Origin of the sequence: Quadrisphaera granulorum (assembly GCF_003149145.1) — a bacterium.
Lineage (GTDB): Bacteria > Actinomycetota > Actinomycetes > Actinomycetales > Quadrisphaeraceae > Quadrisphaera > Quadrisphaera granulorum.
Genome location: NZ_QGDQ01000008.1, coordinates 122,916 through 138,414 on the forward strand (window position 1 = coordinate 122,916; position 15,499 = coordinate 138,414).

General features: G+C 73.0%; 16 protein-coding genes. 10 read left to right on the forward strand and 6 right to left on the reverse strand.

Annotated features, from left to right (window positions below; all coding sequences use genetic code 11):
• Positions 1-2 precede the first annotated feature (2 nt).
• The 4 genes from BXY45_RS24515 to thpR all read left to right on the forward strand — a co-directional run bounded on the left by BXY45_RS24515 (position 3) and on the right by thpR (position 2,497).
• Positions 3-128: a hypothetical protein gene (locus tag BXY45_RS24515; RefSeq protein ID WP_281270566.1), complete on the forward strand. Its 126-nt coding sequence runs from the start codon at positions 3-5 to the stop codon at positions 126-128.
• A complete protein-coding gene (locus BXY45_RS08450; RefSeq protein WP_170131388.1) occupies positions 125-748 on the forward strand; it encodes a helix-turn-helix domain-containing protein in 624 nt (207 codons plus the stop codon). Before BXY45_RS24515 ends, BXY45_RS08450 begins: the two co-directional genes overlap by 4 nt.
• A 46-nt stretch (positions 749-794) precedes the next feature.
• A complete protein-coding gene (locus BXY45_RS08455; RefSeq protein WP_109773889.1) occupies positions 795-1,853 on the forward strand; it encodes an isopenicillin N synthase family dioxygenase in 1,059 nt (352 codons plus the stop codon).
• Between the two features lie 89 nt (positions 1,854-1,942).
• Positions 1,943-2,497, forward strand: coding sequence for an RNA 2',3'-cyclic phosphodiesterase (gene thpR / locus BXY45_RS08460; protein WP_109773890.1), 555 nt, complete (start codon positions 1,943-1,945; stop codon positions 2,495-2,497).
• Positions 2,498-2,545: 48 nt separating this feature from the next.
• Here thpR and BXY45_RS08465 read toward each other — a convergent pair whose 3' ends face one another.
• From BXY45_RS08465 to BXY45_RS08480, 4 genes are all read right to left on the reverse strand, one after another.
• Positions 2,546-3,520: an ABC transporter ATP-binding protein gene (locus BXY45_RS08465; RefSeq protein WP_109773891.1), complete on the reverse strand. Its 975-nt coding sequence runs from the start codon at positions 3,518-3,520 to the stop codon at positions 2,546-2,548.
• On the reverse strand, positions 3,517-4,338 hold the full coding sequence (locus BXY45_RS08470; RefSeq protein WP_109773892.1) for an ABC transporter permease: 822 nt from the start codon (positions 4,336-4,338) through the stop codon (positions 3,517-3,519). Before BXY45_RS08470 ends, BXY45_RS08465 begins: the two co-directional genes overlap by 4 nt.
• Entirely contained in the window at positions 4,331-5,134 is an 804-nt protein-coding gene (locus BXY45_RS08475) for an ABC transporter permease (RefSeq protein ID WP_109773893.1), read from the reverse strand. Before BXY45_RS08475 ends, BXY45_RS08470 begins: the two co-directional genes overlap by 8 nt.
• 184 nt (positions 5,135-5,318) lie before the next feature.
• Positions 5,319-5,840: a GNAT family N-acetyltransferase gene (locus BXY45_RS08480; protein ID WP_211319364.1), complete on the reverse strand. Its 522-nt coding sequence runs from the start codon at positions 5,838-5,840 to the stop codon at positions 5,319-5,321.
• A 125-nt stretch (positions 5,841-5,965) separates the two neighbouring features.
• On the opposite strand from BXY45_RS08480, the gene BXY45_RS08485 reads away from it, so the two are divergent.
• The 4 genes from BXY45_RS08485 (at position 5,966) to BXY45_RS08500 (ending at position 8,997) form a co-directional block, all read left to right on the forward strand.
• A complete protein-coding gene (locus BXY45_RS08485) occupies positions 5,966-6,313 on the forward strand; it encodes a hypothetical protein (protein WP_146211138.1) in 348 nt (115 codons plus the stop codon).
• Positions 6,314-6,392: 79 nt separating this feature from the next.
• The gene (yidC, locus tag BXY45_RS08490) at positions 6,393-7,286 is read left to right on the forward strand and encodes a membrane protein insertase YidC (protein WP_109773896.1); all 894 of its coding nucleotides are present in this window, start codon (positions 6,393-6,395) and stop codon (positions 7,284-7,286) included.
• 60 nt (positions 7,287-7,346) lie between these two features.
• Positions 7,347-8,132 (forward strand): hypothetical protein, encoded by a 786-nt coding sequence (locus BXY45_RS08495; RefSeq protein ID WP_109773897.1) that lies wholly within the window; start codon positions 7,347-7,349, stop codon positions 8,130-8,132.
• A gap of 154 nt (positions 8,133-8,286) precedes the next feature.
• Complete coding sequence (locus BXY45_RS08500) at positions 8,287-8,997, forward strand: hypothetical protein (RefSeq protein WP_109773898.1); 711 nt, start codon at positions 8,287-8,289, stop codon at positions 8,995-8,997.
• Between the two features lie 83 nt (positions 8,998-9,080).
• Here BXY45_RS08500 and BXY45_RS08505 read toward each other — a convergent pair whose 3' ends face one another.
• Both BXY45_RS08505 and BXY45_RS08510 read right to left on the reverse strand, forming a co-directional pair.
• Positions 9,081-11,609 (reverse strand): protein kinase domain-containing protein, encoded by a 2,529-nt coding sequence (locus BXY45_RS08505; RefSeq protein WP_109773899.1) that lies wholly within the window; start codon positions 11,607-11,609, stop codon positions 9,081-9,083.
• A 66-nt stretch (positions 11,610-11,675) separates the two neighbouring features.
• A complete protein-coding gene (locus BXY45_RS08510) occupies positions 11,676-13,655 on the reverse strand; it encodes a serine/threonine-protein kinase (RefSeq protein WP_170131389.1) in 1,980 nt (659 codons plus the stop codon).
• 149 nt (positions 13,656-13,804) lie between these two features.
• On the opposite strand from BXY45_RS08510, the gene BXY45_RS08515 reads away from it, so the two are divergent.
• Together BXY45_RS08515 and BXY45_RS22865 are read left to right on the forward strand one after the other, a co-directional pair.
• Positions 13,805-14,125, forward strand: coding sequence for a PadR family transcriptional regulator (locus BXY45_RS08515; RefSeq protein WP_211319365.1), 321 nt, complete (start codon positions 13,805-13,807; stop codon positions 14,123-14,125).
• A 5-nt stretch (positions 14,126-14,130) separates the two neighbouring features.
• Positions 14,131-15,204 carry a hypothetical protein gene (locus BXY45_RS22865; RefSeq protein ID WP_146211139.1) on the forward strand — a complete coding sequence of 358 codons (1,074 nt, stop codon included), beginning with the start codon at positions 14,131-14,133 and terminating at the stop codon, positions 15,202-15,204.
• Positions 15,205-15,499 lie beyond the last annotated feature (295 nt).

Genomic DNA, 15,499 nt, shown 5'->3' on the forward strand with positions numbered 1-15,499 from the left:
GCATGAGCCGCCGCTCCCATCCGTGGCCCGCGGGCCTGCCGTGCTGGACCGACCTCGCCACCGACGACGCGGCGCCCACCGCGTCAAGCGGCGGCGTGGCCAGCGCGCCGCAGCCCGACAGGTCGTGACGGCTCCCGGAGGGTCGCCGGACACCCAGGACGACCCCGGCGCGCTGGTCGGCGCTGCCGTGCGCGCCCGGCGCACGGCCGCGGGGCTGTCGGTGGCTGAGCTCGCCCGGCGCGCGCAGGTGTCGGGACCGTTCGTCAGCCAGCTCGAGGGCGGCCGCTCGTCGGTGAGCATCCCGGTGCTCTACCGGCTCGCCTCGGCGCTCGGCTGCGCCGCCAACGACCTCCTGCCGCTCACCGGGGAGGTCCGCCGCACCACGCGCGCGGGCGAGGGCCCCCGCTACCGGGTCAGCGACGACGACGACGAGGGGCGTCCGCCCCAGCGCTCCCGCCTGCTGACGCGCACTGGGGAGGGCGTGCTGCTGGAGGCGCACCACTACGTCATCCACCCCGGCGACGCCGAGCAGGACTGGTTCTCCCAGTCGGGGGAGGTGTTCGTGCACGTGCTGCGCGGTGCGCTGACCGTCGAGTTCGCCGACGGCACGAGCACCGACCTCGGCGCGGGCGACTCGCTGCACCACGAGGGCGACGTCCCGCACCGCTGGGTGCTGCGCCCGGGCCCCGACGGCGACGTCCAGCCGGTCGAGGCCCTCGCCGTCGTCACCGCGGCGAGGAAGCCGTAACGCTGGTGTCACCCATAGGTCGTAAGTAGCACTTACGATCAGGGTCATGAGCGCAGCATTCGAGGTGCCTGTCGTCGACATCTCCTCCTACGTCACGGGGGGCACACCGCAGGAGCGCGCCGCCACCGCCGCCGCGATGGACGCCGCCTGTCGCACCGTCGGCTTCGTGCAGGTCACCGGGCACGGCGTGCCGGATGACGTCGCCGCCGGGCTGGCGTCCGCCATCGACGATCTCTTCTCCCTGCCCCTCGACACCAAGAAGCAGCTGCGCGCACCCAAGGGCGTCAATCGCGGCTACACCCCGCCCAAGAGCGAGAACCTCTCGCTGTCGCTGGGGGTCGAGTCCGCCAGCCGCATGAATGACTTCTTCGAGGCGTTCAACACGGGCGCAGCGGTCAGCGACTACCCGGACGCGCCCGTACCGCTCGACCCGGCGCACTACCCGGAGAACCTCTGGCCGTCGGAGGAGCTCGTCCCCGGCTTCCGTCAGCGGGTGCAGGCCTGGGAGGCCGAGGCCGGCCGGGTCGCCCGGACCCTGACCGACGTCTTCGCCGACGCCCTCGGCCTCGAGCCCGGCTGGTTCCGCGGCGTCACCGGCCACAGCCTCGACGTGCTGCGGATGAACAACTACGCGCTGCCGCCGGGCACCGTCGACCTCGACGGCGACCTCACCGGCATGGGCGAGCACACCGACTTCGGCATCGTCACCGTGCTGTGGGCCGACCAGGTGCCCGGCCTGCAGGTGCTCGGCGCCGACGGCGGCTGGCACGACGTCATGCCCGCCGACGGTGCCCTGCTCGTCAACCTCGGCGACGTCATGGCCCGTTGGACCAACGAGCGCTGGATGTCGACGCTGCACCGGGTGAAGCCGCCGATCGTCGACGGCACCATCGAGCGGCGCCGCTCCGCGGCGTTCTTCCACGACGGCGACGTCGACGCCGTCATCACCGCCCTGCCGGGCACCGTCGACGACGGCGAGGAGCCGCTCTATCCGCCCATGACCGTCGGTGAGCACATCGCGGCCAAGCTCGCGGGATCGCGTGACTTGCAGAAGAACGCCGACGCCGCCCGCGAGGCCGCTCGGGTGCTGGCCTCCACCCGCTGACCCCCCACCCCACCGCGATCATGGACTTCCGAAGCACGTTCAGACCGTGATCATGGGACAGGCTGTGATCATGGGAGTTGTGCACAGCCATGCGGCTTTTCGTCTCCCTCGAGCCTCCTGCCGAGGCACTGCAGCAGGTGGCCGAAGCTGTCACCGAGCTCGGCCACGTGCCCGGCGTGCGCTGGTCGCCGCCGTCCCGCTGGCACGTGACGCTCGCCTTCCTCGGTGAGCTCGACGACGACGTCGTCGACCCTCTCGTGCCGCTGCTGCGCTGGGCGGCAGCATCGACCGGGCCGGTGAGGCTCCGGCTGAGTGGCGCCGGGTGCTTCGGGAGTAGCGTGCTGTGGACGGGGGTGGCCGGCGACCTCGAGCGACTGTCAGCCCTGGCTGCCGCTGTGGCCCGTGCGGCGAGGGCGGGCGGGGTGGCGCTCGAAGAGCGTCCCTATCGGCCGCACGTCACGCTGGCTCGCGCGACAGGCCGAGGTGGCTCCGGTGCGCTGGGACGACTCGCCGACCAGCTGGCCGAACTGCGGGGGCCGACGTGGACCGCCACCGAGGCGCGGTTGGTGCGCAGCCACACCTCCACCGGGCGCTACGAGGTGCTGGAGCACCTCCAGCTGGTGGCGCCTTCCGCTCCTGGGTAGCGAGGATGGCGAAAGGAAAGTGCACGGGAAGTCCATGATCAGGGAGGGTCAGCGGCCGCGGGACTGGTAGACGCGACGGACGACGTCCTCCACGTCGGGCTCCTCCACGGACAGGTCGCGCACCTGCACGCGCTCGCTCACGGCGGCCAGCACCGCCGCGGCGGTGGTCGCCGCGTCATCGAAGGCCAGTCGCTGGCGCAGCCCGCCACCCTCGCTGCCAAGGTGTTCCGCGTGCGGCACCTCCACCAGATCCGGGGTCGGCGCCGCCAGGTCGACCACGAGCACGCGACGCGCCCCGACTTCCCTCGACAACCCCGCCAGCGACCCGTCGTAGGCGAGGCGGCCGTGGTCGACGAGCAGCACCCGCTCGCAGAGCCGGGAGACGTCGCCCATGTCGTGCGTGGTGAGCAGCAGCGTGGTGCCGTGCGCGGCCCGCTCGGCCAGGAGGAACTCCCGCAGCCGCTGCTTGCTCAGCACGTCCAGGCCGATGGTCGGCTCGTCGAGCACCAGCAGGGCGGGGGAGTGCAGCAGTGCCGCCGCCACTTCCCCGCGCATCCGCTGCCCCAGTGACAGCTGCCGCACCGGCGTTGCCAAAAACGCGCCCAGCTCCAGCCGCTCCACCAGCTCGGCCGTCCGTTCCTGCTCACGCGCAGCGCTGAGCCCGTGCACCGCCGCGAGGATCCGGTACGACTCCGCCAGTGGCAGGTCCCACCACAGCTGCGACCGCTGCCCGAACACCACGCCCATCCGCCGCGCCAGCGCCTTGCGCTGCGCCACCGGCTCCAGCCCGCACGTCCGCACGGTGCCGGACGTCGGGACAAGGATGCCCGCGAGCATCTTGATGGTCGTCGACTTGCCGGCGCCGTTCGCGCCGATGTACCCGACCGACTCGCCGGCCTCGATCGTCAGCGTGAGGTCGTCGACGGCGGTCACTTCGCGCCGCCCGAGCACCCCCGACCGCACGCGGAAGGTCCGCGTCAGCTGCGACACCTGCACGGCGGGCGCCGTCGTCGTCGTCCTCATCCTCCACCTCCCTGGTAGTGCCGGATGCCGGTGCGCCAGGCCAGCAGCGCCACCGCCCAGGTCCACACCGCCGCGAGCGGCGCCAGCCAGCCCACCCATCCGGGCAACCAGGCCGAGCCCCGCAGACCCAGCAGGGCGACCGTCGGCAGGTAGGCGGTGAAGGCGATCGGGACGGCGAAGCCGAACAGCGCCACCAGCGGCTTGCTCCACACCGACGCCGGCTGGCTGGCGGCGTACCGGCCGCCGTAGACGATGGCGTTGGTCATCTCCGAGGCGTCGACGAGGAAGAACTGCACGCCCGCCGCCGCGACGAACACCCCGGCGAACGTCGCGGTGCTCGTGAGCACGACGAGCGCCAGGAACAGCACGTGCAGCGGCGTCCACGCGATGTCGTTGATCACCAGTCCGATGCCCAGCGCCACCGCGCCCACCGCGATGCGCGTGATGCGACGCACGCTGATCTCACTCGTGACGAGTTGCGCGAGCAGCGGCTGCGGGCGCAGGTAGAAGACGTCGAGCGTGCCCGAGCGCAGGTAGCGGGGGAGGGTGTCGACGTGGCCGACGAGCATGTCGGCGATCGAGAAGCTGAGGTCCGCCAACCCGAAGACGAGGACGGCGGCCGCCAGGTCCAGCCCGCCGATGCCGCCCGGGTCGCTGATCGCGCGGTAGAGCACCCACACCTCGGCCAGCTCGACGAGGCCGACGAGCAGGGAGCTCGCCAGGTCGAGCACGAAGCCGCCGCGGTAGCTCGCCTGCGAGCGCACGCGGGAGGCGAGCACCGCGCGGTACGGGCGCCATGCCGCAGCCACGTCAGCCACCCTGCACCTCTAGGCGACGGCGCCCGGCGCGCGTCATGAGAGCGCCGATGGCGTAGATGACGGCGAGCCACCCGACCTGCAGCCCGACCAGCGCCAGCGCGGCGGTGCCGGTGACGCGCCCCGACAGCACGTCGACGGGCACCTGCAGCAGTGGCGGGAACGGCGTGCTCCACGCGAGGGTGAGCAGCCAGTCGGGGAACAGCGTCACGGGCACGAACAGTCCGGCGAGGAACCCGGAAACGATCATGTAGAAGACCTGGAGGCCGCGCGTCTCCACCGTCCAGAAGCCGCTTGCTGCGACGAGGTAGACCAGCAGGGAACTCAGGACGACGGCGAGCACCACGCTGATCACGCCGAGCGCCAGCTGCGCTGGATCCGTGGGGAGCCGCAGCCCTCCGAACAGTGCTCCGAGGACGACGAGCGGCACGCCGCGCGGCAGCAGCGAGAACAGTGCCCGGCCGACCTCCTGCGCGGTGCTGGCGGTCTGCACGTCGACGGGGCGCAGCAGGTCGATGGCGATGCTGCCGTCCTTCATGCGGTCGGCGAGGTCGCTGCGGCCGAAGAGGTTCACCGACCCGAGCAGCGCCTGGGTCAGCCAGGCGTAGGCGAGGATCGCGGCCTGGTCGTAGCCGCCGAGCTCACCGCCGGCGGCCCGCACGGCGGCGGTGAGGATGCTCGCCTTGAGCAGACCGAAAGTGGCGTTGGCGACCAGCCCGCCGAGGGCCGCCGCGCGGTAGGTGGCGCCGCGGCGCCAGCCGGAGGCGAACAGGCGCCCGTGGACGCGGAGCCAGGTCACGGTGAGTTCGACAGTGCCGGAGGCTGGCTGCCCGTCGTGACGCACGGTCGCAGGAACTTACTCTCGCGATCGCCGTGCGCCAACCCTTCGCTGTGGGTGAGGTGGCCAACCGCCCATGATCACGGTGAGAGAGCTCTCGATTCCCGCGGTGATCATGGGCAGTTGGCCACCTCGAGGGTGGGGGTCACAGGGTGAGCGCGTAGGTCCGGTAGGTGGTGTCGGGCACCCAGCCCTCGCTCTCGTAGAGGGCCTGGGCCGCGGTGTTCGTGTGCGCGGTCTCCAGCACGGCCGTCGTCGCGCCGGCGGCACGGGCGCGCTCGGCGACGGCGCGCAGCAGCACCCGACCGACGCCACGGCCGCGGGCAGCCGGATCGACGAAGAGGTCGTAGAGCACCCACGCCGGAGCAAGCTCCAGCGAGGCCCACGTGGGGTAGCACTGCGCGAACCCCAGCGCCGCCCCACGGTGGGCAGGGCCGTCGGCCGCGGGGTCCTCGGTGGCGGGGACTTCGGCGGCGGGGGCTTCAGCGGCGGGGGCTTCAGCGATCAGGACGACGCTCTCCCCGTTCGCGATGCGCGCCGTCAAGTACGCGGTCACCGCCGCGGGCTCGCGGGGGCATTCGTAGAACTCGAGGTAGCCGCGGAACAGTCGCGCGACCTCCTCGACGTCGTCGAGGGTCGCCGTCCGCACCACCACGTCACTGGTCACGACGATCATCCTGGTGCGCGCCTCGCGGCGCCGGAAGGCGGTGGCGATGGCACGGGGCAACGGGAGGGGAGTGCGAGGGTGTGGCGGTGTTGCGCCGGCGGGCCGCCGGGCCGCACAGTGGCGAGGTGAGCAGCCAGCGCGGAGCCGTCCGCCGGCTCATCCTCGCGCTGGCGGTGCTGCTCGGCCCGCTGCTCCTGCTGCTCCCGTCGGCCGTCTCCGACCAGGGCCTGCCCCAAGCGCTGGCCAACGGCGCACTGGCCGCGGCGGTTCTCGCCGGGTCTGCGCTGGCCGTCGGGCCCGCCGTGGCGTCGGCGCTCGCCGTCCTGCTGCTCACCGCCCCACCGCGCGCGCCCGCCGCGGTGCGCTGGCAGGCGGACGTCGTCGTCCGCCTCGACGACAGGCCGGGACGTCCCGGCCGCACGCGCTCGCGGGCTCCGGGCGCGGGAACCTCCCCGCGCCCGCTCGCCCTCTGACGACTGCTCACCCGAGCACGCCCGGCGGCCCGGCGCGGGGACTCCCCGTCCCCGTCTGCCCGTCGTCTGGAGTTTCCGCATGCCGTCGTCCTGGTCCCTGCTCAACCCCTTCGCCTGGCTGGAGACCGCGGTCTCCGGCGTCCTCGTCGTCGCGCACGCGCTGCTCGGCGCGCTGGGGCTCGATCCCGCGTCCGGTGCCGCGTGGGTCGGCGCCATCGTCGTCCTCGTGGTGTCGGTGCGGCTGGCACTGCTGCCGCTCGTGCTGCGGCAGGTCCGCGCGTCGCACCGGTTGGCGCGCATCGCACCGCAGCTCCGCGCCCTGCAGACCCGCTACTCCCGACCGACCGGGCCCGGCGGCCGCCAGCAGCTGACGCGCGACCCGGCCGAGCTGGCCCGCTGGCGCGCTGAGCAGAAGGCGCTGCATGTCGAGGCGGGGGCGTCGCCGCTGTCGTTCCTCCCGGTGCTGCTGCAGGTCCCGGTGATGCTCGCCCTGGCGCACGTGCTCGACGGTGCCGCCCGTGAGCACGCCGTCGGGCTGCTCACGCCGCTGCTCGCGGCGCAGGCCGGGGCGGCGACGGTGCTCGGTGCGCCGCTGTCGGGGTCGCTGCTCGGTGGTGGCGCAGGGGCGCTGCTGGCGGTGGTGCTGGTCGCCGTCGTCGCGGTGGCGACCTGGGTCACCACCCACCGGCAGCTCCGTCTCGGCACCACGCCCGAAGTGCTGGAGGGGCCGGTCGGTCAGGCGCAGCGGATGACGGTATGGGTCATGCCGCTCGTCATGGCCGCGACCAGCGCTGCCGTGCCACTGGGGCTGCTCGTGTATTGGGCGAGCTCGGCGGTGTGGTCGCTCGTGCAGAGCGCGGCGCTGCTGCGGTGGCTGCCGACGCCGGGGACGCCGGCCGCTGCGGCCCGGGAGCAGCGGCTCGAGGGGCGGCTCGAGGGGCGACCGGCTCCGGAGGTGGCCAACCGCCCATGATCACGGGGGGAAAGTGTTCGGGAGGTCCATGATCACGGCTGGGCGACTACGCTCCGCGGCGTGCCCGGACCGGTAGCCCGCGCCCCCGTTGCCGTCATCCGCAGCGGGTCCGCACGCCGCGAGCTCGCCCCGGGCGAGCAGCTGGCGTTCGGACGCGGGCAAGGCAACGACCTGCGGATCGGTCACGACCCCGCCGACCTGCGCATCCCGCGCTACGCCGGCCGTCTGGAGTGCCGCCCCGACGGCGTGCTCATCCACAACACCTCCGACAAGCGGTCGCTGGTGGTGGAGACCTTCCCGGGCGAGCCGTTCGAGGTGCTCCCGCTCATGGTGGGCGGGACTGGCCCGCACGACCTCGTCACCGTGACGATCGACGGCGAGCACGGCGTGTACTCCGTCTCCGTAGACGTCACCGGGTTGCGGGCCGCGCGACGACCGCCCCGAGCGCCGCTGCCGATGACGGCGGTGATCGGGGCGGCCAGCGGAGCGACGGTCGGCTTCGCCCGCATCGAGTCGCTCACCCCGCGGCACCGAATGCTGCTCTGCGCCCTCTGTCTGCCGTCCGCTTTCGGGTGGAACGGGCAGCACGGCACGCCGTCGTACGCGGAGATGGAGCAGATCCTCGCCGAGCGCGGGCACCGCACCAGCGCCAAGACCATCCGCAACGTCCTCGATGACCTGCGCCGCGAGCTCGCCACCGCCCACGGCGTCGACGGTGTGTGGGAAGAGCCCGGTGCGGAACGCGCGGGGCGGGAGTCGTACCTGCCGCGGCTGGCGCGCTGGGCACGGCTGTCCGGCAACGTCACCACCGAGGAGCTTTCGGACTTCGAGGCCCTGGCCGGCTGATCCCCGACCCGACCCGACTCGAACCGGCCCGGCCCGACACCGCACCGGCGCGGCACCGGGCACCCGTGCCCTGCTGCGCGGGCGCCGATCGGAGTTGTCTCTCCTCATCGCCGCCGGCACACCGGCCGGAGCACAGAACGTCGAGGAGACCGCCATGAAGACCAGCCGCCGTCTGCGCGTCCGTCTGTCCCGCACCGCCGCCGTCGCCGTCCTGGCGGCGCTGCCCTTGGGAGTCGGTTCCGTGGCGCTCGCCGGAGCTGCGAGCGCCGCTGAGCCGACGTTCGTCCAGGACAGCCAGGGCCGGACCACCGACGCCCTGGGCGGCAAGCACCGCGTCGTCAACAAGCCCGACGGGCAGGCCGACGGCCGCAGCGCCATGGCATGGTTCGTCGCCGGGCAGCGCTTCACCGAGTCGCACCACGACGGGTGCAACCCGTACAGCAAGACGTCCATGGAGACCTTGGCGACGACGACCGAGTGCCCGAGCGGCCAGAAGCAGAAGTTCGACTGGAACACCGACTTCGTCGTCTCGGCCCTGGCGTCGAGCGGGCTGAACACCACGGGCCTCAGCAGCGACCTGACCACCTTCACGGGCCTCGGATCGGGTGCGCCCTACTACCACCACGAGGACACGCCGCAGTACGACGTCGTGCCGAACCCCGGTGACCTGGTGCTGTGGACCGACCCGTCGGGCAAGAGCGGGGCGGTCGGTGTGGTCATCGACGCCACGAGCGCATCCCACGTCAAGGTCGTGATCGGCGACATCAACGACAAGATCGCCACCAAGTGGATCAATCCCGCCACCTCGAAGGTCCGCGGGAACCCCGTGACCTACATCGTGACCCCCGCTGACGCTCGGCAGTGACGAGCGACGTGCAGAAGTCCCCCGTCGGGGCTCGAACAAGGCCCGCGGGGGACTTCTGCACGTCCGACGTCACCGCCGGGAGGTCAGCGGCCGACGTCGAGGATGCGCACCTGCCCCTGATCCAGCAGCGTCACGTACGCCTGCTTCCCGTCCGGTCGCACCGTGACGCTCGTCGGGTTGCCGCCCACCGGGATGCTCGCGGTCACGGTGTTGGTGGCGGTGTCGATGACGTCGACGGTGCCGGCGTCGACGTTGGCCGTGTACATGTAGCGACCGTCGGGCGCGTACGCGATGTCCTGCGGCTTGGCATCGACGGGGATGGTCGCCACGACGTCCTCGGTGCTCGTGTCGATGACCCAGACCTCGTCGCTGTCGTAGCAGACCACCGACACGTGCGTCCCGTCGGGCGAGACGGCCGTGCTGTGCGGCGACTTGCCGACCGGGATCTCCTTGACCGTCTCCTGGGTGGCGGCATCGATGACCGTCACGACGCCGGACTCGTGGTTGGCCGCGTACACGTGCTTGCCGTCCTTGCCGAAGGCCACCCAGTGCGGGTTGGGTGCCACGGGCTTCTCGCTCACCACGCTGGCGCTGGCGATGTCGATGACGTCGATCTTCCCCGTGTCGTGGCTGGGCACCCACAGCTGGGACCCGTCGGGCGTCGTCGCGGACGCGAAGGGCCGCTGGCCCACCGGAACCACGTGCGTGATCTTGTTGGTGGCGGTGTCGAGGAAGACAACGTCGTTGTCGTCGAAGGTGCCCTCGCCGGTCTTGCGGTAGGTGCTGATGTAGGCGGTGTCTCCGGTGGGGGAGAACGAGAGGAACTGCGGCGGCCCCGCGTCGACGGTGATCCTCGCGGTGACCTGGTTGACGGCGGTGTCGACGACGGTGACGATCCCGGCGTCACGGTTGGCGATGTACGCGAACCGCCCGTCGGGGGTCATCTCCACGAAGCCCGGCGTGGCACCGACGTCGATGGTGGGACCGACCGCCGGAATCGCGACGCTGCTCGCCGGCACGATCGGCGCCCGCGTGCTGGGCTCGGGGGAGGCGGCCGGCGTCTGCACCGCGGGCTGGGTGTCGCCGGCAGCGACGGGCGTCGAGTCGTCAGGCCGGAGCAGCCACCAGGCGCCCGCGCCGAGCCCCACCACCAGGAGGAGGAGGACGACGACGACGGCGAGCGCGCCACCCCGGCGCCTGCGGCGCTGCTCGCCCGGACCATCGGCATGCGGGCCATGGGCGCTCGGGCCAGGCGGGACCGGGCCAGGCGGGACCGGGCCAGGCGGGACCGGGTAGGCATGGCCGGGCGGCGCAGGTGCGGCGGGTGCCTGCGCGGCAGGCGCAGATGCGACCGGTGCAGGCGTGGCGGGTGCCTGCGCCACTGGCGAAGGCAGAACGGTGAGCGGCTCCGCCGCGCGCGCCACCGGCGCAGGGGGCCAGCGCGCCTCGACGGTCTCGGCGTCGGCCGGGGGCGCCTCGACGCGCGGCGCTCTCCCACGAGGTGCTTCGACGGTCTCCGCCTCGAGGTGAGACGGCTCGGCGGCCGCAGCGGCAGCTGGCAGCGGGTCGGTGGTGCGGTGCGCGCCACCGGCGACGACGAGCCCGAGCTTGACGCCGCTGGTCTCCGCCACGGCGGCCGCGGGCACGCGTGGCTCGGTGGGAGCGGTGCGGTCGTCGTCGTCCTTCGAGTTCGGTGGGGCGAGGGGGCTCGGCGCGTCTCGCAGGTCGATGACCTCCCGCTCCGGCTGCGGTGCGGCCACGGGCGTCACGAGTGGCGACCAGCGCGCCGGAGTCGTGCCGCCGACGGCTTCCTGAGCCGCGGCGGCGAGCTCACCGGCGGTGGCGAACCTGTCGTCGGGGTTCTTGGCCATGCCGCGGAGCACCACCGTGTCGAGCGCACCCGGCAAGGCGGGTTGTACCGATGACGGCGCCTCCGGCTCGGTGTAGAAGTGCGCGTACATGAGAGAGGGCAGGTCGTGCCCGGGGAACGGCCGCCGCGACGTGAGGAACTCGTAGAGCAGGCAGGCGAGGGAGTAGACGTCGGCGCGCGCGTCGAGCGGCTGCGTGGTGAAGCGTTCCGGCGCCATGTAGTCGAGAGTTCCGACCGTGGCGCCAGTCACCGTCAGCGACGTGCGGGTGGTGCCGACCGAGCGCGCGATGCCGAAGTCGACCACGTACACGAAGCCGCTCGGCGTCACGAGGAGGTTGGACGGCTTCACGTCGCGGTGCACGAGGCCCTCGGCGTGCGCGGAGTCGAGCGCCTGCGCTGTCTGCTCGACGAGATGCACCGCCTGCTGCGGTGTCAGCGAGCTCTCGGCCAGCAGGCTGGCGGCGTCTCGCCCGTCGACGAGGCGCATGTCGATGAAGAGGCGCCCGTCCACCTGGCCGAAGTCGTGGATGGGGATGATGTGGGGGTCGCGCAGGCGCGCAGCGATGTGCTGCTCCCGCCGGAACCGCGAGCTGTACTCGCTGTCATGGCTGAACGCCTCCGGCAGCACCTTCAGAGCAACGCGGCGGTCGCGCACCGTGTCGTGGGCGCGGTAGACCTCGCCCATTCCTCCCGCGCCGAGCAGGGATTCCAGCGTGTACGGACCCAGCGAGCGATGCTCCATGAGGCCACCTCCGCGGGCGGACGCTACTCGCGACGGGCCTCGCCCGACAGGGCCCGACGCCGAACCTCAGGGGGCGTCCTGGCAGGCGTACTGGGTGGAGCGCACGTATCCGGTGACGGGGTACCCGCGCTCCGTGAAGACGGCGGGGTCGACCCAGCGCGTCACGAGCGCGTCGTCGTCGTCGCCCACCATCACCTTGATCTTGTTCGAGCTGGCCGCCTCTAGCACGAGGCCGGCAGCTCCGGTGCGCCCCGACGGGTCCGTCCACAGCACCGCGTCTCCCGGACCGGGCGTCACCGCCGCACCGGGGGAGTACGGCGTGTAGTCGCCCTCCTGCTGGAAGGTCCGGAGGTCATCCCTGGTCAGCGTGTAGCCCGGGCACCCCGCCACACCCCATGCGACCGCAACGAAGTCGGCGTTCCAGTCGGCCTTCCCCTGCCCGGACCGACACGCAGGGTCGGGACTCTGCCCCGGGAGGAGGGCGGTGTAGGGGTTGCAGCCGTCGCCGTTCACCTCGCGGAACTTCTCCCGGGAAGCCCAGCGCACCATCGAGGCCCGGACGTCGATCGTGCCGTCCGCGCGCTCGGGGTCCGGGTAGTCCGCCAGTACGGAGTCCGGGTAGATGCCTGCCGAGTTGGCGGTGGTGTCGTCGGTCGACGCGTTCGCCGTGCCGCCGCTCGCCGTCGTGCTGGTCCCCGCTGACGGTTCCGTGGATGCGGTCGTTCCCGTCGCCGCGGTGACGTCCGGCGCGGACCGCGAGTCGGAGGCGAGCTGGGTGTCCTCCCGGGCGAAGGGGCCGAGGCCCATGAGCATCGCCACCCCGACCCCGGCGAGCAGCAGGAGCGCCAGGCCACCCGCCAGCGCCAGCGGGGTGCGGCGCCGCCGACGGCGGCGCGGGGCGCTCGGAGGGAGCGGCGCGGTCGGCTGCCACGTGGGTGGGGCGGCATGAGGGACGGTCGTCGCCGGGCCGGAGGCATGCTCGAAGCTCGACCCGAAGGGCGATGTCGGTGCGTCCTGGAACGACTGCTCAGGGCGTGCGCGCACGACGGTCGGCTCAGCGTGCGGGGCCGGGGCCGGGGCCGGGGCCGGGGCGGGGGCAGGGGCAGCGGCCCACGTGGGCGCGAGGGGCGGCTCGTCGCCCAGCGGGCTGCCGGCCGTCGCCGTCGTCGTCGTGGTGCTGGTGCCCGCCGTGGGGGCCGCTGGTGCCCAGGCGGGGGCGTGCAGGGCCCGCCCGCCCAGCGCACGGTGGGCGGCCGCGGTCATCTCGCCGCACGAGGCGAACCTGACCGAGGGGTCCTTCGCCATGCCGCGCAGCACCACGTCGTCGAGGGCGGGCGGCAGACCGGGAACACGCTGGCTCGGCGGCACGGGCCGGACGTGGAAGTGGGCGTAGAGAAGGCTCGGCAGGTCGTCACCGGCGAAGGGCCGCGCGCCGGTGAGGCTCTCGTAGAGCACGCACGCCAGGGAGTAGATGTCGCTGCCGGGCTCCAACGGTGCGGCGGTGAATCGCTCCGGGGCCATGTACGCGAGCGTGCCGAGCGTCGCGCCCGTGGAGGTGAGCGACGTCGCGGTGGCCGTGGTGGACCTGGCGATGCCAAAGTCGACCACGTACAGGAAGCCCTGCGGCGTCAGCAGCAGGTTGGACGGCTTGACGTCACGGTGTACGAGGTGCGCGGCGTGGGCGGCGTCGAGAGCCTGGGCTGCCTGGTCGGCCACGTGGATGGCGCGCTCGGGCGGCAGGGGGCCGTCATCGAGGACGCGCGCGAGGTCACGCCCCTCGACGAGGCGCATGTCGATGAAGAGGCGGCCGTCGACCTCGCCGAAGTCGTGGATGGGGATGATGTGGGGCTCGTTGAGCTTCGCGGCGATGTGCTGCTCGCGGCGGAACCGGACGGTGAACTCGTGGTCGGCGCCGATGCCGTCGGCCAGCACCTTCAGCGCCACATGACGGCCCCGGACCGTGTCGAAAGCCCGGTGCACCTCGCCCATGCCGCCCGCGCCGAGCAGCGACAGCAGCTCGTATCCACCCAGCCTGCGCTGCTCCATCCGGACACCTCCGCGGGGCGGAGCGTAGCGGCGGTCACTGCGGCGTGCCGAATTCCGCGCGAAGGCGCTTCGGAGAGGGTGCAGGAGGACTTCTGCACGCCGCTGTGACCGGAGACACCCATAGCTCGTCGGGCGATGTATTGTCAGGCATGGCATTGACGGAGCCGGCCGTACTAGTGCTCACCGCCCTGGTGGGTGAGTCGCGGCACGGGTACGCACTCATCAGCGAGGTGCAGGAGCTGTCCGGCGGTCGCGTGACGCTGTCGGTCGGCACGCTGTACGGCCTGCTCGACAGGCTCACCGGCGAGGGGCTCATCGCGCGCGACCGCGAGGAAGTGCACGCCGGGCGCACGCGCCGCTACTACCGGCTCACGGACGACGGTGCCGCCGCGCTCGCGGCGGAGGCGGAGCGGCTGGCGCAGCTGGCCGCCGCCGCGAGTGGCCGGCTGCGCGCCGCCGGGGCGGTGTGACGGCGGTGTCGCCGTCGCCGTCGCCGCTTCCGGCACCCGCCGCGTCACCGCTGGAGCGCAGCTACCGCAGGCTGCTGCGTGTGCTGCCCCGCGGCTACCGCGAGCGGTGGGAGGACGACATGGTCGCCGTCCTGTTGGACACCGAGCAGGAGGCCGCGGCACAGGCCGTGGCCTCCGAAGGCGCACAGCGGCAGGACGAAGAATTCGAGCTCGCGCTGCTGCAGCGGCCCCCGCTGCGCGAGGTGGCCGGTGTGCTGGGGTTGGCGCTGCGGCTGCACCTGGCGGCCCCGTCGACGCCGGGGGCCTCTGCGCGCAGCCGTGCGGTGGGCGACGCGGTGCGGTTGACGGCGCTGTTGGGCCTGCCGCTCCCCGCCGCGTACGGCGTGCAGCAGCTCGTCCTCATGCCCTGGTGGGCCGAGCAGCCCGGCTGGTCGCAGCTGACCGTCGCGGACGGCGTCGAGTGGGTGGCGGGATGCGTGGTCGCGCTGCTGACGTGGACGCTGCTCGTCGCCGGGCACCGGCGGGTTGCGGCGGGTGCGGCGGTAACGGGGCTGGTCGTACCGTGGGTCGTAGCGGGGGCGCAGCTGCCACCACCGTGGGCGCTGCCGCCGGGGGAGCTCGTGGTTTGGCTGGTGCTGCTCCTGCCGCTGCTCTCGGTCGCGGCGTGGCACCGGGACGCGCCCGCGCCGTCGCCGCGCTGGTGGTGGACGTTACCGGCGGGCGTCGCGCTGGTCTTCGCGCTGTGGGGGCTCGAACAGGTCCGCGTGAGCGGTGCGTCCTTTGCGGCTGACGTCGTCGTGGCGGCCTTCGCGCTGGGTGCCGGGTGGCGTCACGCTGACCGCGGATGGCTGGGGGCCGCCGCGCTGCTCGGGATGCTGGCGTTGGTGCGCGGGGTCGTCACGTGGGGCTTCGTCGCCGCGATGCCGGCCGAACAGGGCGTCGCGGTGCTGGCGGCGATGGCCGCGGGGGTCCTCGCGGCCTCGGGAATCGTCGTGGTGCTGTCGTGGGCGCGCTGGCGGCTGCTCGCCCGGCTGAATCGTCCCTCCCAGCATGCAGAAGTGGGACCGGAGGCGTCCTGAAGGCGGCTCGACCGGGTTCTGCATGTCCGGCGGGACGGCCTGGCGCTGCTGCTACGGGCGGCGCTCGGGCCGGCAGGCTCATGTCGCCGGAGCACGTGCCGATGATGGTGAGGGGAGCGCCCGGTACCGCTCCCGCGCCTCCACGGTGTGGTCTCTCGTTCGATCGTTCGCCCGGACCGCGCTGTGGTGCACCACGTTGAGAAAGGTTCATGCCATGGGGACACCGACGACACCCATCAGCTGGACCTGGCCGTCCGGCGAGGTGTCTCGGCGCGCGGTGATCGGCCTCACTGGT